This is a genomic window from Polaribacter aquimarinus, from assembly GCF_003129485.1.
Classification (GTDB): domain Bacteria; phylum Bacteroidota; class Bacteroidia; order Flavobacteriales; family Flavobacteriaceae; genus Polaribacter; species Polaribacter aquimarinus.
Window position 1 is genome coordinate 123,637 of the sequence record NZ_QFFG01000004.1, and the last position, 22,649, is coordinate 146,285.

General features: G+C 29.4%; 19 protein-coding genes. 16 read left to right on the forward strand and 3 right to left on the reverse strand.

Annotation, left to right across the window (positions count from 1 at the left end; translation table 11 throughout):
• Nucleotides 1–226: 226 nt before the first annotated feature.
• From DIS07_RS10400 to DIS07_RS10450, 11 genes are all read left to right on the forward strand, one after another.
• Entirely contained in the window at nucleotides 227–2,650 is a 2,424-nt protein-coding gene (locus DIS07_RS10400; protein WP_109405188.1) for a DUF5916 domain-containing protein, read from the forward strand.
• 88 nt (nucleotides 2,651–2,738) lie between these two features.
• The gene (locus tag DIS07_RS10405) at nucleotides 2,739–3,398 is read left to right on the forward strand and encodes an ABC transporter ATP-binding protein (protein ID WP_109405189.1); all 660 of its coding nucleotides are present in this window, start codon (nucleotides 2,739–2,741) and stop codon (nucleotides 3,396–3,398) included.
• Nucleotides 3,399–3,449: 51 nt separating this feature from the next.
• Nucleotides 3,450–4,004, forward strand: a complete 555-nt coding sequence (locus tag DIS07_RS10410; protein ID WP_109405190.1) for a CPBP family intramembrane glutamic endopeptidase — start codon at nucleotides 3,450–3,452, stop codon at nucleotides 4,002–4,004.
• Between the two features lie 3 nt (nucleotides 4,005–4,007).
• Nucleotides 4,008–4,772 (forward strand): TIGR02757 family protein, encoded by a 765-nt coding sequence (locus tag DIS07_RS10415; RefSeq protein WP_109405191.1) that lies wholly within the window; start codon nucleotides 4,008–4,010, stop codon nucleotides 4,770–4,772.
• A 77-nt stretch (nucleotides 4,773–4,849) separates the two neighbouring features.
• Entirely contained in the window at nucleotides 4,850–6,799 is a 1,950-nt protein-coding gene (locus tag DIS07_RS10420; RefSeq protein ID WP_109405192.1) for a BatA domain-containing protein, read from the forward strand.
• Entirely contained in the window at nucleotides 6,796–8,052 is a 1,257-nt protein-coding gene (locus DIS07_RS10425) for a dihydroorotase (RefSeq protein WP_109405193.1), read from the forward strand. The genes DIS07_RS10420 and DIS07_RS10425 overlap by 4 nt, the downstream gene beginning before the upstream one ends.
• A 6-nt stretch (nucleotides 8,053–8,058) precedes the next feature.
• Nucleotides 8,059–8,385, forward strand: a complete 327-nt coding sequence (locus DIS07_RS10430) for a DUF4870 domain-containing protein (RefSeq protein WP_109405194.1) — start codon at nucleotides 8,059–8,061, stop codon at nucleotides 8,383–8,385.
• Between the two features lie 20 nt (nucleotides 8,386–8,405).
• Nucleotides 8,406–9,047, forward strand: coding sequence for an alpha/beta hydrolase (locus tag DIS07_RS10435; RefSeq protein WP_109405195.1), 642 nt, complete (start codon nucleotides 8,406–8,408; stop codon nucleotides 9,045–9,047).
• An 86-nt stretch (nucleotides 9,048–9,133) separates the two neighbouring features.
• Entirely contained in the window at nucleotides 9,134–11,257 is a 2,124-nt protein-coding gene (locus tag DIS07_RS10440) for a Tex family protein (RefSeq protein ID WP_109405196.1), read from the forward strand.
• Between the two features lie 3 nt (nucleotides 11,258–11,260).
• Entirely contained in the window at nucleotides 11,261–11,515 is a 255-nt protein-coding gene (locus tag DIS07_RS10445) for a hypothetical protein (RefSeq protein ID WP_109405197.1), read from the forward strand.
• Between the two features lie 12 nt (nucleotides 11,516–11,527).
• The gene (locus tag DIS07_RS10450; protein WP_109405198.1) at nucleotides 11,528–13,879 is read left to right on the forward strand and encodes a type IA DNA topoisomerase; all 2,352 of its coding nucleotides are present in this window, start codon (nucleotides 11,528–11,530) and stop codon (nucleotides 13,877–13,879) included.
• 239 nt (nucleotides 13,880–14,118) lie between these two features.
• Here the strand turns inward: DIS07_RS10450 and DIS07_RS10455 are convergent, their stop codons facing one another.
• Both DIS07_RS10455 and DIS07_RS10460 read right to left on the reverse strand, forming a co-directional pair.
• Entirely contained in the window at nucleotides 14,119–14,340 is a 222-nt protein-coding gene (locus DIS07_RS10455; RefSeq protein ID WP_109405199.1) for a VF530 family protein, read from the reverse strand.
• Complete coding sequence (locus DIS07_RS10460; RefSeq protein WP_109405200.1) at nucleotides 14,340–15,965, reverse strand: aminopeptidase P N-terminal domain-containing protein; 1,626 nt, start codon at nucleotides 15,963–15,965, stop codon at nucleotides 14,340–14,342. Before DIS07_RS10460 ends, DIS07_RS10455 begins: the two co-directional genes overlap by 1 nt.
• A gap of 131 nt (nucleotides 15,966–16,096) precedes the next feature.
• Here DIS07_RS10460 and gcvT point away from each other — a divergent pair, with 131 nt between their 5' ends.
• From gcvT to DIS07_RS10485, 5 genes are all read left to right on the forward strand, one after another.
• Nucleotides 16,097–17,185 carry a glycine cleavage system aminomethyltransferase GcvT gene (gcvT, locus tag DIS07_RS10465; protein WP_109405201.1) on the forward strand — a complete coding sequence of 363 codons (1,089 nt, stop codon included), beginning with the start codon at nucleotides 16,097–16,099 and terminating at the stop codon, nucleotides 17,183–17,185.
• Nucleotides 17,186–17,300: 115 nt separating this feature from the next.
• A complete protein-coding gene (locus DIS07_RS10470) occupies nucleotides 17,301–17,708 on the forward strand; it encodes a hypothetical protein (RefSeq protein WP_109405202.1) in 408 nt (135 codons plus the stop codon).
• Between the two features lie 123 nt (nucleotides 17,709–17,831).
• Nucleotides 17,832–18,947 carry an SDR family oxidoreductase gene (locus tag DIS07_RS10475; RefSeq protein ID WP_109405203.1) on the forward strand — a complete coding sequence of 372 codons (1,116 nt, stop codon included), beginning with the start codon at nucleotides 17,832–17,834 and terminating at the stop codon, nucleotides 18,945–18,947.
• Entirely contained in the window at nucleotides 18,948–19,946 is a 999-nt protein-coding gene (locus DIS07_RS10480; protein ID WP_109405204.1) for a metal-dependent hydrolase, read from the forward strand.
• 87 nt (nucleotides 19,947–20,033) lie between these two features.
• Nucleotides 20,034–21,371 (forward strand): hypothetical protein, encoded by a 1,338-nt coding sequence (locus DIS07_RS10485; RefSeq protein WP_109405205.1) that lies wholly within the window; start codon nucleotides 20,034–20,036, stop codon nucleotides 21,369–21,371.
• Between the two features lie 82 nt (nucleotides 21,372–21,453).
• On the opposite strand, the gene ychF is transcribed toward DIS07_RS10485, so the two are convergent.
• The gene (ychF, locus tag DIS07_RS10490) at nucleotides 21,454–22,545 is read right to left on the reverse strand and encodes a redox-regulated ATPase YchF (RefSeq protein WP_109405206.1); all 1,092 of its coding nucleotides are present in this window, start codon (nucleotides 22,543–22,545) and stop codon (nucleotides 21,454–21,456) included.
• Nucleotides 22,546–22,649 lie beyond the last annotated feature (104 nt).

A 22,649-nucleotide genomic window follows, 5' to 3' on the forward strand; every position in this document is an offset into this window, starting at 1 on the left:
AAAACGTTGACAAAAGTACAAATTCAGAAATAAAAATTTGCATGGTTTCGATTAAAAAAATAAGAAAAATAGTTTTAAACATTCTTTAAGAAATATTTAACACCCCAATAATGTAACAGTCTAAATTTTATGATGTCTTTCTTATAATTAACACGATTTTATGATTTATCACTATTCAAGATAAATACATTAGCATTGTGTTTACACATAATCAACCAAAAAATACATGTTTAAAAAAATCTCTTTACTACTGGTAGCATTGTTTTGCTTGCACCAGTTGTCTGCACAGAACAAAAAAAATCGGAAAACGATTAAAACATCAAGAGTAACAAAAGCACCTAAAATTGATGGTATTCTAAATGATGATGCTTGGAAAAATGCTGAAATATGTACCAACTTTGTTATTTTAAGACCTGAAAATGGCGAACTTGTAAAAGATGAATATCAAACTGTTGTTAAAGTAATTTATGATGACAATGCCATTTATATTGCTGCTCAAATGAAAGATCCTGATCCTGATGGAATTCCAAAAGAGTTTGCGGTAAGAGATAATTTTAGTATTGCTGATTTCTTTTTAGTCACCATAAACCCAAATGATGATGGTCAAAATCCATTCGAATTTGTAGTTCAATCTACAGGGAATCAAGCGGACTCAAAAGTTTCTAATGGACGAGAGGATTTTGATTGGAGTGCAGTTTGGGATAGTGCTGTCTCTACAGATGAACAAGGTTGGAATGTAGAAATGGAAATTCCATACCGTGCATTGCGTTTTGCAAATGAACCTGTACAATCTTGGGGTTTTAATTTTCATAGAAGACTTGAAAAATTAAATCAACAACACACTTGGACTCATATAGACAATACTGTGGGAAGATGGACACAATACGACGGTTTAATTACCGATTTTAGAGATATTAAACCTCCTACTAGATTAAACCTATACCCTTATGCATCAGCAACTACTAATACTTTTGAAGGAAATACGCAATTTGATTGGAGTGTAGGAATGGATATTAAATATGGTTTAACAGAAAATTTCACACTTGATGCAACTTTAATTCCAGATTTTAGTCAGGTAGGTTTTGATGATGTTGTCTTAAATTTAGGTCCTTTTGAACAGCAATTTAGAGAACAAAGACAATTTTTTACTGAAGGAACAGAGCTTTTTAATATTGCAAGACTATTTTACTCAAGAAGAATTGGTGCTGCTCCGATTGATCAATTTAATGTTGAAGGAAATCTTACTGCTGATGAAGAAATTATTAATTCACCCAGTAAAGTTACCATGTTAAATGCGATTAAGGTTTCGGGTAGAACAAAAAAAGGACTAGGAATTGGTTTTTTTAATGCTATAACAGAAAAAACAGAAGCTACTATAAAAAATAATAAAACAGGCGAAACAAGAACAGAAGTTACTAGTCCATTTACCAACTTCAATATTCTAGTTTTAGATCAACAATTTAATCAAAATTCAACATTGTCATTAATCAATACCAATGTTACAAGAGATGGACGATTTAGAGATGCAAATGTAACTGCTTTAGATTGGCACATAGAAACCAAAGACAGCAAATATAATGCAGATGGATCTGTAAGAATGAGCAATATTTCTGACGATATAAACAATCCGAATACAGGTTGGACTTTTGACAATAGTTTTGGTTACAATTCGGGAAATTGGTTTTGGGAATTAGGTTATAATTTTGAAAACAAAGATTTTAACCCAAATGATTTGGGAATTCTTTTCGGAAACAACGAACAAACCATTTATGGAAATATTGGATGGAGAACACTACAGCCCACAAAAAACTTTAATAGAATTTGGGTAAACTCTTATCATAATGCAAATTTTCAACATTTTTCTGGAGTTTACACTGGTTATCAAACTGGTTTTGGTGGTAGCGCACAGACTAGAAAACGTCTTTCCTTTGGTGCATTTGTAAACTATGGAACAGAAAATAAAGATTTCTTTGAACCTAGACAAGGAACGACAAGTGGAATCTTTTTTATACAACCAGAACGAAAGAATATAAACGGTTGGTTTGAAACGAACTCGCAAAAAAAGTTTGAACTAAGCGGAAATGCTTATTACACTGGTTATTCTAAAAACCCAAAAGAAGGTTATGGATTTGGTTTAGGACTTCGCCAAAGATTTAACAATCAGTTTTCATTACGTTACAGACTAAATTTTAATAAAACAAATGACGATCAAGGTTATGTAGATGAAGTCGGCAATGATATCATTTTTGGTTTTAGAGATCGTAAAAATTATACAAATACCATTTCTGGTAGCTATAGTTTTAGTACAAACTCCTCATTATCATTAAGTTTTAGACATTATTGGGAAGCAGTAAACTATAATAGTTTTAACAACTTAAATACAGAAGGAGGTTTAGATCCAAATAACACGTATACTGGTGATAATGTAAACTTTAACAGTTGGAATTTAGATTTAAATTACATTTGGCAATTTGCTCCAGGTAGTCAATTAATTGCATTTTACAGAAATTCAATTTTTAATTCTGATACAAACTCTAATTTAAGTTTTAGTGAAAACTTAGAGAATCTGTTCGATCAATCTCAAAGACATACTTTCTCGGTAAGATTTGTGTATTTTATAGATTATAATAAACTTAAAAATATTTTTTAAATATTATCTCCCCAATTCTAGAAGAAAAACAGATATGCCCTTAAAGTGTATCTGTTTTTTTATATTTTAGTGGCAATATAATTTACTTATGATTGTTACTAAAAACATCCATAAATATTATGGAGATGTAGAAGTTTTAAAAGGTGTGGACTTACATATAAAAAAAGGTGAAATTGTAGCTATAGTTGGACCTTCTGGAGCAGGAAAAACAACACTTCTTCAAATTTTAGGCACTTTAGACAAACCCTTAAAGGATCAAAATTTTGAGTTATCAATCAATGATATTTCTCTTAAAAATCTATCCGATAAAGAATTATCTAACTTTAGAAACAACCATATTGGTTTTATTTTTCAATTTCATCAATTATTACCCGAATTTACAGCACTAGAAAATGTTTGCATTCCTGCTCTTATAGGAAAAAAATCAAAAAAAGAAACCGAAACCAGAGCAAAGGAACTACTTAGTTTTTTAGGATTATCGAACAGGATAAATCACAAACCCAACGAACTTTCTGGTGGAGAACAACAACGAGTTGCGGTAGCTAGAGCTTTAATCAACAAACCCTCTGTTATTCTAGCCGATGAACCTAGTGGAAACCTAGACAGTGAATCTGCAAAAAATTTACATGATTTATTTTTTAAACTTCGTGATGAATTCGACCAAACATTTGTTTTAGTAACTCACAATCAAGAATTAGCTGATATGTCTGACAGAAAACTAATTATGAAAGATGGTAAAATTTTGTAGTTTCTAGTTACTAATTTCTCAAAACAACTACGAATCAATAAATCGAGAATTATGAAGGAAACCTTTGCTGAATTGGTACGTTATTTACAAAATCCTGTTTTAACAAAAGACGAAAACCTATCGTTTAGCTATCGTTTTCAAAAATTCAGCCACTTACTTTTAATTTGTGTAATTACTGGTTTACTAATATCTCCTGTCTTTGTTTTAATCGAAGAATTAGGATGGATTAATATGGAAGAACACGCTATGGAAGATCTAATGAAAACGTATTCTAAACCCATTGTATTTTTTATTGCTGTAATTCTTGCTCCATTATTTGAAGAACTTATTTTTCGAGGTCCTTTAACACTTTTTAAAAGTACCAATAGCTTTAAAATTTCTTTTTACTTATTTGCTATTATTTTTGGACTCATACATTTATCTAATTTTAAAATTACAACTAATGTGTTGCTTTTAACGCCTATTTTAGTATTACCCCAGACTTTATTAGGCGGTATATTTGGTTTCATTCGAGTTCGTTTCAGTTTAGGTTGGAGCATGGTTTTACATGCTTGTTATAATGCGATATTAATGCTATTTACTTTTGCAGCTGGTAATTCTATATAAATTATGACAAAAAAAGAACTCAAAGCATTTTTAGACGAAAAAGTGGTTTTATACAATAATCCTAAATTTATTGAGTCTGACCCTATTCAAATTCCACATTTATTTTCTAAAAAAGAAGACATAGAAATTGCTGGATTCTTAACAGCTACTATTTCTTGGGGAAAACGAAAAATGATTATCAAAAATGCCTCTAAAATGATGGATTTATTAGAGTTTTCGCCTTATGATTTTGTTATCAATCATCAAAAAAGTGATTTAAAAATGTTTGAAAATTTTGTACACAGAACCTTTAACACGATTGATTTACAACAATTTATTACTTCTCTACAACATATTTATAAAAAACATCAAGGTTTAGAAAATGTTTTAAAAATTAAAAACAATGAAGAAAATTATAAAAATGCAATTCATCATTTAAAACAAGTATTCTTTGAAGTTCCTCATCAACAAAGAACACAAAAACATATTTCTGACCCTATAAAAAACTCTGCAGCTAAAAGAATTAACATGTTTTTAAGATGGATGGTTAGAAGTGACAAAGCTGGAGTAGATTTTGGAATTTGGAAAAACCATAATCCAGCACATTTATCTTGTCCTTTAGATGTGCATTCAGGCAATGTAGCCAGGAAATTAAAACTCTTACAAAGAAAACAAAACGATTGGAAAGCTTTAAGTGAATTGGATATTAATCTTAGAAAATTAGACCTAATAGACCCTGTAAAATACGATTTTGCACTATTTGGATTAGGTGTTTTTGAAAAGTTTTAATTAGAAATGAACAACACTTTATTAATCCTTTTTTTTGTAATAAATTAGATTTCTTAAAAATTGACACAAAACCTTAAATGCAATTTAAAAATCCTGAAATTCTATACTCTTTTGCACTACTGATTATCCCCCTTCTAGTGCACCTTTTTCAATTGCAAAAATTTGTAAAAGTACCATTTACAAATGTTGCTTTTTTACAAAAAATAGAACAACAAACTAGAAAAAGTTCTCGCATAAAAAAATGGATTATTTTAGCAAATAGAATGTTATTATTTTCAGCGATATTTTTTGCATTTTCACAACCATATTTTAGCAAAAAAAAAGAAACAAAAAAGCAACATACTTTTATCTATTTAGATAATTCTTTAAGTACAAATTCTGAAGGTGAAAAGGGAAATTTATTGCATAATGCTACTCAAGAAATTATAGATTATGCTTCAGAAAAAGATATTTATTCTTTACAAACTAATGACAATTTTTATAGCAATATATCTAAAATTGAATTAAAAAAAGTGCTTCAAAATTTAAAAGTATCATCAAAAAAACTAAATTTTAATAGTATTTTCTTTAGAATTGAGAGTCAAAACAAAAATAAAATAAAAACTTTAAATAAAAACATACTAATATCTGATTTTCAATATAATTACAAATCAAAGTTTACAAATGTAACACCTGCTTTTTCTGCTATAAAACTAACACATTCTCAAAAAAACAACATTTCTATTGATAGTGTTTTTATAACAAATGAAAATTTAACTAATTTTATTGTTAATGTGGTTGTAAAAAATCAAGGTCAACCTCAAAACAATATCCCTTTAGCAATTTTTAATGACTCAAAACTCATCAGCAAACAGTCCTTCTCTATCAAAAAAGATGCTGATAAAATTATTCAATTCTCAATCCAAAATCAATCCAATTTTATTGGGAAACTAACTATAACTTTTAGCGACACTTTTAGTTTTGACAACACTTTACATTTTAGTTTAAATACCGCTAAAAAAATTAATGTTTTATCTATTGGAAATGATGCTGACTTCTTATCAAAAATTTACAGCAAAAATGAATTTAATTTTACAAAATCTTCTGCTCAAAATGTAAATTATAATTCAATTTTAAAACAACAAACAATCATTTTAAATGAGCTAGAATATATTCCTGAAACTTTATCAAAAAGTATTATCGAATTTTCTATTAAAGGAGGAAGTTTGGTTATTATTCCAAATGAGAATTTGAACTTAAATTCCTATAATTCCTTATTAAAGAAATTAAATGCGGGTAAAATCTCATCAAAAATTACTGACTCTTTAAAAATTACTAATATTAATTACAATCATCCATTTTTCAAAAACGTCTTTTCTAAAAAAGTTACTAATTTTCAATATCCAACAATTCGAAACTACTACCCTATTTCTTCTAAAAAGAGTAGTAAAATTGTCTCATTTGAAAATAAAATTCCATTTATTAGCAAAATAAACAATAATAATTACAACGTTTTTTACATTTCGAGTCCAATCAACAAAAAGAATAGTAACTTCCTTAAATCCCCTTTAATCGTTCCCGTTTTTTACAATTTTGGAAAATTAAGCTACAAGCAGACTCAATTATTCTATAGAATTGACAAAGAAAACAGAATAGATATTGAAGAAAACCTTACCAAAGATGAAATTTTATCAATTTCAAATTCAGAAATTTCCTTTATTCCCATTCAACAAATATTTCAAAATAAAGTTACTATAACTACAAAAGAACAACCTACAAATGCAGGATTCTATTCCATTTTACGAAAAAAAGATACCATACAAAAGCTCGCATTTAATTATCCTAAAGAAGAAAGTTTATTGAGTTTTTTAGATTTAAATGAAATTAAAAAAACAAACTCTAACATTAGTATATATTCTTCAATCAAAGATATTTTCACCGAAATTAACAATAAAAATGAAGTTCATTGGCTTTGGAAGTGGTTTTTAGCTTTGGCAATTGTATCTTTGCTTTTAGAAATTTTGATTTTAAAATTCTATAAACTATGACCACGCTTATAAAATCGGCAACGATTATAGACTCTTCAAGCCCATATCATAATCAACAAAAAGACATTTTAATTACCAATGGAATTATCCAAAAAATAGAAAATTCTATTCCTAAAAAGGAGGATTATCAAATTGTTGAATTTGAAAACCTTCACATCTCTCTAGGTTGGTTTGATACTAGTGTTTCTCTTGGAGAACCAGGTTTTGAAGAACGAGAAACCATACAAAAAGGATTGCAGGTAGCTGCTAAAAGTGGTTTTACAGCGGTAGCTGTTAACGCAAATACAAACCCTGTTATTGACAATAAATCTGCTGTTGAGTTTTTAAAAAATAAAGCCACTGGATCTGCTACTAACCTCTACCCTATTGCAGCATTGACACAAGAAAGTAAAGGCGTTGAAATGGCAGAATTATATGATATGCAACAATCTGGGGCTATCGCTTTTGGAGACTATAAAAAACCAATTGCAAACGACAATTTGATGAAAATCGCTCTTTTATATACTCAGAATTTTGATGGACTAGTATTGAGTTTTCCAAAAAATAATTCAATCGCAGGAGAAGGTATCGCCAACGAAGGCTTAAATAGTACTAAATTAGGTTTAAAAGGAAGTCCTGATTTAGCCGAACATTTACAAATTGCTAGAGACTTATTTTTACTAGAATACACAGGTGGTAAAGTTCATATTCCTACAATTTCTTCCGCAAAATCTGTAGATTTAATAAAAGAAGCTAAGAAAAAAGGGCTACAAGTAACCTGTAGTGTTTCTGCGCATCATATAACACTTTCTGATGATGAATTAGAAACTTTTGACAGCAACTTTAAAACCAATCCTCCATTAAGAAATAAAACAGATATTAAAGCTTTACAAAAAGGAATAAAAACTGGCGTAATTGACATTATAACCTCTGACCATAACCCAATAGACATCGAAAATAAAAAAGTAGAATTTAGTGAAGCTAAAAGTGGAACTATTGGTTTAGAAAGTGTTTTTGGAGCTATAAACTCAGTTTTAAATCTTGAAGATTTTATTGAAAACATCACTACAAAACCTAGAGCAATTTTTGGCTTAAAAAACAATATAATAAAAGAAGGAAATAAAGCTGAAATCACCTTTTTTAACCCAGATTTTAAATATACTTTTACCAAAGAAGACATTTTATCTACCTCAAAAAACAGTGCTTTTATCAATAAAAAATTAAAAGGTAAAGCATTCGGAATATTTGCAAATAATCAACTAATTATAAAGTAATACATTATGGAAAATCAAACAGTTAAAGAAGGTAAAACCGCTGCAATTATTAGTTATATTACTATTTTTGGAACAATTATCGCTTTTGTAATGAATAATAGTAAAAAAAATTCTTTTACTAGTTTTCATATCAGACAAATGTTGGGGATTTTTCTTTTATCAATGTTAAACAAATATTTAATCTTCGATTTTTTAGGCAAAACAATTGGTGGAATTGTCTTTTTGGGAATTATTGTTCTATGGTTTATAGGGTTTATTGGAGCTGTTCAAGGTCAAGAGAAAAAAATTCCATTATTAGGAGATCAATTTCAAAATTGGTTTAACGGTATTTAATTTATTCCTTATTAATTTTTATGAGCGATTTACAGTATTTAGTAAGAGAACCTAAAAAACAAATAGAAAATCCACCTTTATTAATTTTATTACACGGTTACGGAAGTAACGAACAAGATTTGTTTTCTTTTGCTAATGAATTGCCAGATGATTTTCTTATTATAAGCGCTCAAGCACCACACGCTATGGGATTCGGAAGTTATGCTTGGTATGCTATTAATTTTGATGATGTAAATGGAAAATTTTCAGACTTAAAACAAGCCAAAGAATCCATAGATAAAATTGCTCTTTTTGTTGATGAAATAAAAGTCAAATACAAAACAAATCCTGATAAAACATTTTTATTAGGTTTTAGTCAAGGAGCAATTTTAAGCTATTCTTTAAGTTTTTTCTATCCAAACAAAGTAAATTTTGTAATTGCTTTAAGCGGGTACATCAACAAAGAATTATTACCAGAAAAAATTTCCAAAGAAATTACAACAGATTATTATGCTTCACACGGAACAGTTGATCAAGTTTTACCAGTAGATTGGGCAAGAAATTCAAAACCTTTTTTAGAAAAACTCAACTTAAAATGCGCTTATTCCGAATACCCAGTTGGTCACGGAGTTGCACCACAAAATTTCTACAGTTTTAAAACTTGGATTGAAGAGCGATTATAAATATTAAACACAAAATCAAGTATATTAGCAACCTCATAAATTTAATTTTATGAGGTTTCTTTTTTAGACCGTTTTAAATACTAATAATGCAATTACATTCCTATATAAAACAACAAACACAGTTATCAGAAAAAGCGATTCAGAATACAATTTTATTGTTAAATGAAGATGCAACAATTCCTTTTATAAGTAGATATAGAAAGGAAATGACTGGAAATTTAGACGAGTTACAAATTGGAGAAATTGTAAAGTTTAAGGAAGCTTTTGAAGCAATAGAAAAACGTAAAAAAGCAATTCTAAAAGCTTTAGAGGAACAAAATGTTTTATCTAGTGAACTCACTCAAAAAATAAATAATTCTAAAGACTTAATTGCTTTAGAAGACTTGTATTTACCTTTTAAAAAGAAACGCAAAACAAAAGCTGAAACTGCACGATTACAAGGTTTAGAACCTTTGGCAAAAATGATAATGAGTCAACGCGTAAATGATTTGGAATATACAGCTTCAAAATATACTAATAAAGAAGTTGATTCTATTGAAGATACCTTAGAAGGCGCACGTTTTATTCTTGCAGAAAGGATTAATGAAAGAACTGATATCAGAAATAATATTCGTTATCAATTAGAAAGATTTGCACAAATTTCATCCAAAGTAATAAAAGCAAAAAAAGATAATGAGAAAGCACAAAAATTTAAAGATTATTTTGATTGGAGTGAATCTTTAAACAGAATTCCATCACACAGATTATTGGCTATTTTAAGAGCAGAAAAAGAAGGTTTTATCCGTGTAAAACTAGAAATTGACACAGAAAGAACACTTCAAAAAATGGAGGACAGAATTATTCGTTCTAATAACGAATGTGTACATCAAATACAATTGGCTATTCAAGATGCTTTTAAACGATTGTTATTCCCTTCTTTATCTAATGAAGCTTTATCTATTGCCAAAGAAAAAGCAGATGATGCAGCCATTACTGTTTTTGCTAAAAACCTAAAACAGTTACTGTTAGGTGCTCCTTTAGGAGAAAAAAGAGTATTGGCAATAGATCCTGGGTTTAGATCAGGTTGTAAAGTGGTTTGTTTGAATGAGCAAGGAGATTTACTGCACAATGAAACTATTTTTCCTCACGCTCCTCAAAATCAATCTTTTGATGCCATTAAAAAAATCAGTTCTTTAACTGAGGCTTATCAAATTGAAGCCATTGCTATTGGAAATGGAACAGCTTCTAGAGAAACTGAACAACTCATTAAAAAAGTACATTTTAAAAATTCTATTGATGTTTTTGTAGTGAGTGAAGCTGGTGCTTCTATTTATTCTGCTTCCAAAATTGCTAGAGATGAATTTCCCAATTATGATGTTACAGTTCGTGGTGCTGTTTCTATTGGTAGACGACTCCAAGATCCTTTAGCTGAATTGGTGAAAATTGATGCAAAATCGATTGGAGTTGGTCAATATCAACACGATGTAGATCAGACCAAACTAAAAAAATCTTTAGATACTACTGTAGAAAGTTGTGTGAATACTGTAGGTGTAAATATCAATACAGCTAGTGAATCTTTATTGAGTTATGTTTCTGGAATTGGACCAAAATTGGCAGAAAACATTGTACAATATAGAAACGAAAATGGTTCTTTCTCTTCAAGAAATGAAATTAAAAAAGTACCAAGATTAGGTGGAAAAGCGTATGAACAAGCAGCTGGTTTTTTACGGATTAAAAACGCTAAAAATCCTTTAGATGATTCTGGAGTACATCCTGAAAGCTACGCTATTGTTGATAAAATGGCAAAAGATTCAAAAATTAAAGTTGATGATTTAATTGGCAATAAAGACATCTTACAAAAAATTAATCTTCAAAACTATATTTCAGAAAACATAGGTTTACCTACGCTAAAAGATATTATTAAAGAATTAGAAAAACCGGGAGTTGATCCTAGAGCAAAGGCTAAAGCATTTGCTTTTGATGCGAATATTAAAACCATTAGCGATTTAAGAATAGGACAATTGTTACCAGGAATTGTCAATAACATCACCAATTTTGGTTGTTTTGTTGATGTTGGGATTAAAGAAAGTGGTTTAATTCACGTTTCAAATTTATCTGATACTTTTGTGAAAGATGTAAATACCATTGTGTCTTTACAGCAACAAATCATTGCAAAAGTTTTAGAAGTTGATGTGGTTAGAAAACGAATTCAATTGGCTTTGGTTAAGTAATTTATGAATCAAGAAGAAAAAAATAAACGAAAAAGAAAAATTGAACCTTTAAGTTTTAAAGCTAAAATACCTTTCTTTTTATTCCCTTTTGGATTTGGTTCAAATTTATTTCCTGTAAAAGATTTTAATGATTCAGAACTAGAACGATTTATAAAATATGGTTTTGAGAAAAAATATAATGATGCCATAAAATCTAAAAAAATGGGAATCATTTTTTATTTCATACTACCTATAATTTTACTACTTTTCAATTCTTAAATTCTATAAAACTTGAAAGTCTGTATAGCCGAAAAACCAAGTGTAGCAAGAGAAATTGCTAACATTCTAGGAGCCAAAACAAAACGTGATGGTTTCTACGAAGGCAATGGCTATGCTGTTACTTATACTTTTGGACATTTGTGCACACTTTTAGAACCCAAAGATTACAAACCTCATTGGAAAAGTTGGGATTTAAACAACTTGCCTATGTTGCCAGAACGTTTTGACACAAAAGTCACAGGAGATTCTGGTATCAAAAAACAATTTAATATTGTAAAAGGTTTATTTGAAAAAGCAGATGTTGTTATCAATTGTGGGGATGCTGGAACAGAAGGAGAATTGATTCAAAGATGGGTTATCAATCAATGTAATTATAAAGGTAAAGTACAGCGTTTATGGATTTCATCGCTAACAGAAGAAGCCATAAAAGACGGATTTAATAATTTAAAATCATCAGAAAAATATGATAATCTCTATTATGCAGGTTATTCAAGAGCCATTGGAGATTGGTTATTAGGTTTAAACGCAACTCGTTTATATACCGTAAAATTTGGTGGTTACAAACAAGTGCTGTCTGTTGGAAGAGTACAAACTCCTACGCTTGCAATGTTGGTAAATCGTTATTTTGAAATCCAAAATTTTAAACCACAACCTTATTGGGAATTGCAAACCACGTATAGAAATACACTCTTTAATTATGAAGATGGTCGTTTTCTAAAAAAAGAAGATGGTCAAATTTTAGCAGATAAAGTTGCACAATCAGAGTTCGAAATTGTTTCTGTTACCAAAAAGAAAGGAAAAGAATACGCTCCTAAATTATTTGATTTAACAGGATTACAAGTGTATTGCAACAATAAATTCGGTTTTTCTGCGGATGAAACCTTAAAAATGGTTCAGAAATTATATGAAATGAAAGTAGTTACCTATCCAAGAGTAGATACTACTTTTTTACCTAATGATTTGTATCCTAAAGTGCACGGAATTTTATCTAAACTAACTAATTATTCAGAATTAACTCAACCACTTTTAGGTAAGAAAATAAAGAAAACTAAACGTGTTTTTGATGATAAAAAAGTAACGGATCACCATGCAATAATTCCTACAGGAATTCAAGGCAACTTACAGTACAATCAGCAACAGGTTTATGATATTATTACCAAACGTTTTATAGCAGTTTTTTATCCAGATTCTGATGTATCTAACACTTCTGTAATTGGGAAAGCTGCTGAAGTTCCTTTTAAAACAACAGGAAAAGAGATTATCAATAAAGGCTGGAGAGTTGTTTTTGAAACTGAAGAAAGCAAGGTTAAAAAAGAATTAAATGCACAAGCCACTTTGCCTTCTTTTGCAAAAGGGGAAAAAGGAAAACACGAGCCATCATTTCTAGAAAAAGAAACCAAACCTCCAAGAAATTATACAGAAGCTTCTCTTTTACGTGCTATGGAAACTGCAGGAAAACAAGTAGATGATGATGAAATGCGTGAGTTGATGAAAGAAAACGGAATTGGAAGACCATCAACTAGAGCAAGTATTATTGAAACTTTATTCAGACGAAAATATATTGAGCGTAAAAAGAAACTCGTTTTACCTACACAAACAGGAATTGATTTAATCAACATTATTGATAACGAATTATTAAAATCTGCCGAATTAACAGGTAGATGGGAAAAGCGTTTGAAAGAAATTGAACGCGGAGAATTCAATGCTGGAACGTTCATTAACAATATGAAAAAAATGGTGGATGAATTGGTGTATGAAGTACGTTCAAATAAAAATAAAAAAAGAATCTCTTCTAACAATGATGTCAGTTCGAGTGCAGTCGAGAACTCAACAAAATCGAAAACAAAAAAAACTAAAAAATCTAAAACAGTTGCAGGGAAAACTTGCCCTAAATGTAAAACTGGAAAACTCTTAAAAGGCTCCACTGCCTTTGGTTGTTCTGAATATAAAAACAATTGTAAATTTAAAATACCTTTTCAATTTTTAGAGAAGAAAATTTCAGAAAATCAAATTATTAGATTGATTGACAAAGGCTGTACTACCAATTTAAAAGGGTTTAAAATTGATGGAAAATCCGCTCAAGGTTTAGTTCGTTTTGATGATGATTTCGAGTTGAAATTTGAGCCGAAACTAAAAGTTACTTCAAGCACAGTCCAGAAGTCTCCACAAAATCGAAATGACAATACCGAGAAAATCACTTGTCCAGAATGTAAAAAAGGAACGATTTTAAAAGGAAAATTAGCTTATGGCTGTTCTGAATACAAAACTGGTTGTGATTTTGTTTTCACTTTTGAAAACATAAAAAAAATTGCCAATGGCAAAACCTTAACGAAAGAACTGGTTTTGGAGATTATTAGAAGTTAACTTTTAGAGGATTGTCATTTCAAAATGAACTTTTTAACGATTGAGAAATCTCAACTAATTTATAAATTCTATAAGATTGCTTCTCATTCTTCGTTCTGAATTATACTTAGAACTCAATTAACTTTCTAGTTTTTAAATAGATTAGCAAACAAGTTTAGCCCAGATTGAACAACTTGTTTGAGCTCTTTTGAGGTACGAAAAAAGCGAGTAGTGAAAGCTGGAAATAGCTTTAAAAAAAATTAATCAATCATATTTTTTACATAAAACTTTTCTACTTTTTCTCTTGCCCAAGGTGTAGTTCTTAAAAATTTTAATGAAGATTTATACGTTGGATTATTCTTAAAAGCATTGATACTCAAAGAGTATCCTAATTCTTCCCAACCATATTCTAAATACAGTTCTTCTAAGATTGTGGCTAATTTTATGCCATGCAATGGATTATTGGGTTGTTCTTTGCTCATTATTTATCTAGATTTGGTAAAACAAATTCATCCAAAACAGATTTTTTTGCCATCATTTTTTCGATTTCATCTGATTTTCTTGGTGCTTCTGCTGAAAGATTTACAGGGCCATTTTCTGTAATTAAAATATCATCTTCTATTCTTACCGCAATTCCCCACCATTTTTTATCACAAGGGCTACCTTCTGGAATATAAATCCCTGGTTCTACTGTAATTACAGTGTTTGCTCTAAATGCACGATAAGTTCCAGGATCATGCACATCTAACCCTAAATAATGTGAAACTCCATGAGGAAGATAGTTATGTTTTTCATCCAAAGATTTTATAATGCCAAGTGCAAACAAACCTTTATTTATTTCTTGTTTACAAGCCGCATTCGGAGCTCCAAAAGAAGCGCCAACAACACTTGCTTTAATTCCTGCTTCTTGAGCGTTGTAAACAATATTATAAATCGCTTTTTGCTCTTTTGTAAACTTACCATTTGCAGGTATTGTTCTGGTTACATCTGCAGTATAACCTCGGTACTCAGCTCCTAAATCCATTAAAACCAAATCATTGCCCACTTTAGTTTTATTGTTTTCAATATAATGTAAAATACATCCATTATTTCCTGCCCCAACAATTGACGGATAGCCTTCGTACTCTGCTCCATATTTTTTATAAACAAACTCATGAATACCTTGTAGTTCTGTTTCTGACATATGAGGTTTCATTGCTTTCATTACCTCAATTTGACCCACTGCAGAAATACGAATTGCTTTTGTTAACAGTTTTAACTCTGCTGGAGTTTTAATCTCTCTCATGTCGGCTAATGTAGCTCCTAAAAAATCGACATCTACAATTGTTTTAGGATTCATTGCTAGAGTTATTTTTTGACGCATTTCCTTGACTAAGTTTTCGTCTTTAGCCTTAATATATCCTTGAATAAATTTATCTTTTTGTAATTCTGTATATTGATTTTGATATTGTTTTATTACAGCAACAACATTTGCCCTATTTTCTAAAGGAGTATCTTTAATTTGACTATAAAAATACATCTTTACTTGTGATATATAATTGTCTGGTTTATAATTTGTTTTTTGCTTAAAACTTTCAACCAAATCAAAAATATCTATACCCCTTAAGTTTCTATAATCATCTTTAAATTTTCCATCAATAAATACTTTATTAAACTTTTTAAAATCAATAGATGATTTTTCAAATTCGTCTGAATTCATTGTAATTTTAAACCCTAATTTACTCTTAGCACCTTCTACCCCTAACCTTTTACCGTTCCATTGTTCTGCTCTTGCATCTCTTTTCTGAACATACAAGATTTCATTATAAGTATCTCCATTAGCATCAACTTGATTTTCAGAAAACATTACCAAAACCCCATTAGGCTCTCTATAACCGGTTAAATAATAAAAATTTGGATCTTGATGAAATACATAATCAACATCATTTGCTCTGTTCTTTAATGAGTTAGAAAACACAACTGCCACTGTATTTTTGGGCATTTTTAAACGTAAAATATCACGTCTTTCTTTGTGAAATTCTTTTGTCAAAAAATCAGTTGGCGTCTGAGAAAATCCAACAACAGAAATAAGTAATAATAAAAATAAAGGGAACTTAATTAATTTCATAAACAATGTGTTGAAGTTGTTTTCTCAAAAGTAGTATTATTTCTTTTTGAGACGAAAATATTAACAAAATTTTATTGATTGATAATTACCTTTTTTTCAATAATTTAGCCTAAAATTTAAGAAATCTATATATGAAAGATATCGCATTAGCAAAAGTACATCAAGATTTAGGAGCAAAAATGGTTCCTTTTGCAGGTTACAATATGCCTGTTTCTTATGAAGGAGTTAATATCGAACATGAAACTGTAAGAAAAGCTGTGGGGGTTTTTGATGTAAGTCATATGGGAGAATTTTTAGTAACTGGAGAAAATGCATTGGCATTAATCCAGAAAGTTACTTCTAATGATGCTTCTAAACTAGAAATTGGTGATGCTCAATACAGTTGTTTCCCAAATGAAGACAACGGAATTGTAGATGATTTAATCTGTTATAGAATTAAAGAAAATCAATATTTATTAGTGGTAAATGCCTCTAATATTGAAAAAGACTGGAATTGGATTTCTAAATATAATGCTCATTTTGGAGCAGAACTTAGAGATTTATCTGAAGATTATTCTCTTCTGGCAATACAAGGACCAAAAGCTGTCAAAGCTATGCAATCTTTGTCTTCTTTAGATTTAGCAGACATTCCTTTTTATAAATTTAAAGTGGGGGATTTTGCAGGTATAGATCACGTAATTATTTCTGCAACTGGTTATACTGGTTCAGGCGGATTTGAAATCTACTGTAAAAACTCTGAAGTTGAACAAATTTGGAACAAAGTTTTTGAAGCTGGAGCAGATTTTGGTATAAAGCCTATTGGTTTAGCAGCAAGAGATACGCTGCGTTTAGAAATGGGATATTGTTTATACGGAAATGATATTGACGATACAACATCACCAATCGAAGCTGGTTTAAGTTGGATCACAAAATTTACCAAAAATTTTGTAAATGCAGACGCTTTAGCCAAAGAAAAAGAACAAAAACCAGAAAGACGCTTGGTAGCTTTTGAATTGGATGAAAGAGGAGTTCCAAGACAAGGTTATGATATTGTAGACGGAAATGGAAATATCATTGGAAATGTAACTTCTGGTACTATGAGTCCTAGTTTAAGCAAAGGAATTGGATTAGGTTACGTACCAAGAATATTTGCAAAATCTGGAACACAAATACACATTCAAGTTCGTAAAAAAGCAATTCCTGCAACTGTGGTTAAATTACCTTTTTATAAAAATAGTTAATCAGGTATTTATACTTGAAAGAAAATACCTTATTTTAAAAATGGTGTTTTTCTCGCTTTTAATTTGACATAATACACGATATTTTTGGATCATTAATAACCAAACAATTTATATTATGTCAAATTTATCTTTTTCAATTTCTGAAGTTGTCCTTAACAATCCAGATAATACAGGAAACAATTGGAGTCCTATCTTATACGCTTATAATAGCAATAATATAGAATGGGGTTCAATTTGCTCTAGCTTAAATAATCCAATCTCAAATTACCCAATTCTAGAAAATGGCGGTACATATCCTGGAGTTAGCTATCTACAACTTACTTGTCAGTCTGGTCAATATCAATTATACTATACAATGGCCTCAGGTAAAGCTTATATTACTGCTCAATGTATAACTTCACCTAAACCTTATCCCAATAATCAAATGGCTTTATGGAATGGTTCTGCTAGTACAAAATTTAAATTAATTATAGATTTAAAAGCTACTTCAGAATTAACAGGCATAAGCTTACAGGCTATATAATTTTTTCACAATAAAGTTGTTATTCTATATCAATTTATAGTTAACATAAAACCTCACTGTTTGTGAGGTTTTATTACTTTAAAAAAGTAATTTTGCTTACTTAAATTGACTAATACTATAACTATGAATTGTTTATTAACTGGTGGAACTGGAATTGTTGGAAGCCATATTATGTTTGAATGGTTGTACAAAGCTATAGTTGATAAAACTGTCAATCATCTTTTTGTGATTACAAGAGCCAATAAAAAGTCGGCACAAGAACGCATAAATCACATTTTACAACATCCTTCTTGCCCTGATTTTTTAAATAATTTTACTTTAGATGCTTGTTTAGAAAAAATTACAGTGATTTCTCACGATTTAACTACCATAACAAAACAAACATTAAACAAGTATAATTTTGATACTGTTATCCATTGTGCAGGTTCTACAAGTTTATTACAAACCAACGATTCTAAAACAAAAGTTCATCTTCAAAATTACTTAGTCACAAAACAACTTTTAGAGCAGTTACCCAAAAAGGTTTCCCGTTTTTTATACATAAGTACTGCATATTCGTTCGGAATTCAAGATGAAAAAGTTTGCGATACTATTGAAAATTATGAAGTGAGCAACTTTAGAAATCCGTATGAAAAGTCGAAATACGAAAGCGAACATTTTGTAAAAGAAGCGTGCAAAGAAAAAGGTATCGCTTCTCAAATTTTAAGACCAAGTATTATTTGTGGGCGTTTAATTGACAAACCTTTTTACGAAACACCAAAATATGATGTATTTTACTCTTGGCCAATGTTTTTAGCCAAATATGCGAACAAATCGATAGAAAACTTTAGAATTTGGATTGATAAAAAAAGCGGATTAAACATTGTTCCTGTAGATTTTGTATCAAAGGCAATTTTATATGCTTTTTTAAATCCTCAGATTAAGGAATTAAACATTGTAAATCCAAAACAAATTTTACACAAAGACTATGTAGGTGAGGTTTTAAAAGCGTTTAACATTAATACTTACGAATATGTTGATGAGAAACCTAATAACCACAACGCATTTGAGCAATTGTATTATAAAACTTTAGGTGGTCTTTTTGAAAAGTATGTGTCTATTCCTGATTTGCAATTTAAACCAGATTTAATTGTAGAATTCATAGAAGAATTAAAGTTAGATATTTCTTTAGGTGTTCATCAAAACTTTATGAATCTAATAAATTTTTCAGTAGAAAAACAATTTAGAAATAGTTATTAATTGGACTCTTTAACACAAATCGTTTTAGGAGCTGCTGTTGGTGAAGCAGTTTTAGGAAGAAAAATTGGCAACAAAGCGATGTTGTATGGTGCTATTGCAGGCACAATTCCAGATTTAGATGTATTAGCTTCTAATTTTACAGATACAGTAACCGCTTTAGAAATTCACAGAGGTTTTACACATTCTATTCTATTTTCTGTACTCTTCGCTCCTATTTTAGCCTTTATCGTTACCAAATACGAAACCTACAAAAATGCAAAAGACTGGTCTTGGCTTTTCTTTTGGGCATTTGTAACACATCCTATTTTAGATGCCCAAACCACTTGGGGAACACAATTGTTTTGGCCTTTTGATATTCGACTGACCTTTAAAAATGTATTTGTAATAGACCCTTTATATACATTACCTTTTTTAGCTTTTTTGATATTAACAATGTTTCAAAAAAGGAACTCAAAAAAAAGACGTTTGTACAATAATATGGGGCTAATTATCAGTAGTTCATATTTAGTCTTAACACTTATTTTAAAAGGTTTTTCTTTTCAAACCTTTACCAAAGAAATAGCAGCACAAAACATTGATCACAAAGAAATTGAGACAAAACCAAGTCCGTTAAATACCATTTTATGGACTGCCAACGTAGAAACGAAAGATGCTTTTTTAATTGGAAATTCTTCTTTTTTTGATACAAACCCAATTCAGTTTTCTAAATATCTTAAAAATCATCATTTGTTAGGTGATCTAGCAAATCACCCAAAAATTAAACGTATGATTGCCATTTCTAAAGGATGGTATACCATTACTAAAAAAGAAAACACACTTTATTTTAACGATTTACGCTTTGGCACCTTAAGCTTGCAAACTAATGCACAAAACTTTGTATTTCAATACAAAATTGATGTAGATGAAAATGGAACTCCGTTTTTTACCGAAATTACCAAAGAAAAAAAAGATGCTAAAAAATTGTTATCAGATTTATGGACAAGAATTAAAGGGAATTAACTAAAATATAACTAAACAAGCATTTTAGATTTATTAGATTAATAAAGTGTTTTGTATATTTAATCACAGAAAATTTATACTATTAAAATGAAGAAAATTATTTTAAAATTTTTATTAATAATCATTCTTACATTAATTGCAAGTTGTAATAGTAGTGATGAAATCATTAAAAGTAATCCCTATATTGGAGATGTAATTTTATCCACTCAACAGGAAGTTAATGATTTTGGAGCTAAAAATTATACAGAAATTTTAGGCTCTTTAATCATCAGTGAACTTAACCATGAATATGGTATAAAAGATCTAAAAAGCCTAGGTAATCTTAGTATAATTGAAGGTGATTTTATTATTAAAAATAATGTTAATCTAGTAAACTTATCTGGTTTAGATAATATTACTACAATTCAAGGTTCTTTAAATATAGAAGGAAACGAAATTCTTACAAACCTCTTAGGTTTAGAAAAAGTTACTTTAATTCAAGGAAATTTAAATGTAATCAAAAACAAATGGCTACAAGGTTTATATGGATTGGATAATATAAATTCAATTGGAGGTACTATAAATATTTACAAAAACATAAACCTTACTGAATTAATTGCTTTAAATAATATTAGTTCGATTGGAGGTGGGTTTATTGTTTCTGACAATTATAAATTAACTAGCTTACCTATTTTTAAAAAAATTACTTCTATTAATGGTCATTTAACTATTACAAGTAACCCTAAACTAATAACTTTATCTGGATTAAATAACCTTACCACAATTGAGGATGATTTAAAAATCACATTAAATAGAAATTTAACAAATGTATCTAGTTTAAATAATATTATTTCAATTGGTGGTTCTTTATTCTTTGAGGATAACAATAAAATAACAAACTTACCAAAGTTTGATAAAATTTCTTTAATCAAAGGTCATTTGTCAATTTCTAGAAACGCAAATTTAGTTAACTTATCTGGTTTAGAAAATGTTACTATTATAGAAAAAAATATTAATATATATCAAAATAAAAGTTTGACTGATTTATCAGGTTTAGAAGGTCTAACTACAATAAAACAAAGCTTTAAAATAACTCATAATGAAAATTTAACTAATTTATCGGGTTTAGAAAATTTAACTTCTATATCAAATGATCTTTTTATTAAGAAAAATAATAGTTTAAATAGTCTTACTGCTTTAAAAAATCTTAATAAAACCTCTTTTGTTGTAATTTTAGAAAACGGTTATGCTTTAACTAATTTATCAGGTTTAGAGAACCTTACCTCTTCTGTTCAAAGAATAAATATTCATCTCAATGAAGGACTTATTAATTTTTGTAGCATTCAATCATTACTAAAAAATAATCCTTTAATTTCTTTAGCAATAACGAATAATAGGTACAATCCTTCATTAGAAGATATTATAAATGGTAATTGTAGTAAGTAATATATAATACTAATTCTTATTAAAAAATAAAAATCCCAATGAAAATTCATTGGGATTTTTTATACTTTTTTTTAAGTAAAAATTACACATTAAATCTAAAGTGCATTACATCACCATCTTTAACAATATATTCCTTACCCTCTACTCTCATTTTTCCAGCTTCTTTCACTTTAGATTCACTACCATAAGTTACATAATCTTCATAAGAAATGGTTTCTGCTCTAATAAACCCTTTTTCGAAGTCAGTATGAATAACACCCGCTGCTTGAGGTGCTGTTGAACCAATAAGAATGGTCCATGCTCTTACTTCTTTTACACCTGCTGTAAAATAAGTTTGTAAGTTTAATAATTTGTATGCAGAACGAATTAAACGAGATACACCTGCTTCTTCTAAACCAATGTCTTCTAAAAACATTTGCCTTTCTTCATAATCTTCCAATTCTGTAATATCTGCTTCAGTTCCTACAGCCAACACAATTACTTCTGCATTTTCATGAGCAACAGCCTCTTTTACTTTATCTACATAAGCATTTCCAGAAACTGCAGAATTTTCATCTACATTACAAACATATAAAACAGGTTTGGAAGTGATGAATTGTAAAGGATTTACAAACACCTCTTCTTTTTCAGAAAATTCTAAAGAACGTACAGATTTCCCTTCTAATAAAGTATTTTCTACTTTTAACAATACTTCTAACTCAGCTTGCGCTTCTTTGTTTCCAGTTTTTGCAGTTCTTTTTACTCTTTCTAATCGCTTTTGAACGGTTTCTAAATCTTTTAACTGCAATTCTATATCAATCGTTTCTTTGTCTCTAACAGGATCTATAGAATTGTCTACATGAATAATATTATCATTGTCAAAACAACGTAAAACGTGCAAAATAGCATCTGTTTCACGAATATTTGCTAAAAATTGATTCCCTAATCCTTCTCCTTTACTAGCTCCTTTTACCAAACCTGCAATATCTACAATCTCAACGGTTGCTGGTACTACTTTTTCTGGATTCACCAATTCTTCTAATTTCTCTAAACGAGCATCTGGCACGTTTACCACCCCTAAGTTAGGTTCTATCGTACAAAAAGGAAAGTTTGCACTTTGCGCTTTTGCATTAGATAAACAATTGAATAAAGTTGATTTTCCTACGTTTGGTAATCCTACAATTCCGGCTTTCATTTGTATAAATTTTGCGATTGCAAATATAGTTTTTTAGTTTCTAAAAATCAGTCAGATTTGTTATCAAAAAAAATCAGATTCAATAAAACTGAATCTGATTTAAA

What these genes read in the sequence shown, in the direction of transcription:
- DIS07_RS10400 (WP_109405188.1), top strand. Translation starts at nt 227, where the DNA reads ATGTTTAAAAAAATCTCTTTACTACTGGTAGCATTGTTTTGCTTGCAC.
- DIS07_RS10405 (WP_109405189.1), top strand. Translation starts at nt 2,739, where the DNA reads ATGATTGTTACTAAAAACATCCATAAATATTATGGAGATGTAGAAGTT.
- DIS07_RS10410 (WP_109405190.1), top strand. Translation starts at nt 3,450, where the DNA reads ATGAAGGAAACCTTTGCTGAATTGGTACGTTATTTACAAAATCCTGTT.
- DIS07_RS10415 (WP_109405191.1), top strand. Translation starts at nt 4,008, where the DNA reads ATGACAAAAAAAGAACTCAAAGCATTTTTAGACGAAAAAGTGGTTTTA.
- DIS07_RS10420 (WP_109405192.1), top strand. Translation starts at nt 4,850, where the DNA reads ATGCAATTTAAAAATCCTGAAATTCTATACTCTTTTGCACTACTGATT.
- DIS07_RS10425 (WP_109405193.1), top strand. Translation starts at nt 6,796, where the DNA reads ATGACCACGCTTATAAAATCGGCAACGATTATAGACTCTTCAAGCCCA.
- DIS07_RS10430 (WP_109405194.1), top strand. Translation starts at nt 8,059, where the DNA reads ATGGAAAATCAAACAGTTAAAGAAGGTAAAACCGCTGCAATTATTAGT.
- DIS07_RS10435 (WP_109405195.1), top strand. Translation starts at nt 8,406, where the DNA reads ATGAGCGATTTACAGTATTTAGTAAGAGAACCTAAAAAACAAATAGAA.
- DIS07_RS10440 (WP_109405196.1), top strand. Translation starts at nt 9,134, where the DNA reads ATGCAATTACATTCCTATATAAAACAACAAACACAGTTATCAGAAAAA.
- DIS07_RS10445 (WP_109405197.1), top strand. Translation starts at nt 11,261, where the DNA reads ATGAATCAAGAAGAAAAAAATAAACGAAAAAGAAAAATTGAACCTTTA.
- DIS07_RS10455 (WP_109405199.1), bottom strand. Translation starts at nt 14,340, where the DNA reads ATGAGCAAAGAACAACCCAATAATCCATTGCATGGCATAAAATTAGCC.
- DIS07_RS10460 (WP_109405200.1), bottom strand. Translation starts at nt 15,965, where the DNA reads ATGAAATTAATTAAGTTCCCTTTATTTTTATTATTACTTATTTCTGTT.
- gcvT (WP_109405201.1), top strand. Translation starts at nt 16,097, where the DNA reads ATGAAAGATATCGCATTAGCAAAAGTACATCAAGATTTAGGAGCAAAA.
- DIS07_RS10470 (WP_109405202.1), top strand. Translation starts at nt 17,301, where the DNA reads ATGTCAAATTTATCTTTTTCAATTTCTGAAGTTGTCCTTAACAATCCA.
- DIS07_RS10475 (WP_109405203.1), top strand. Translation starts at nt 17,832, where the DNA reads ATGAATTGTTTATTAACTGGTGGAACTGGAATTGTTGGAAGCCATATT.
- DIS07_RS10485 (WP_109405205.1), top strand. Translation starts at nt 20,034, where the DNA reads ATGAAGAAAATTATTTTAAAATTTTTATTAATAATCATTCTTACATTA.
- ychF (WP_109405206.1), bottom strand. Translation starts at nt 22,545, where the DNA reads ATGAAAGCCGGAATTGTAGGATTACCAAACGTAGGAAAATCAACTTTA.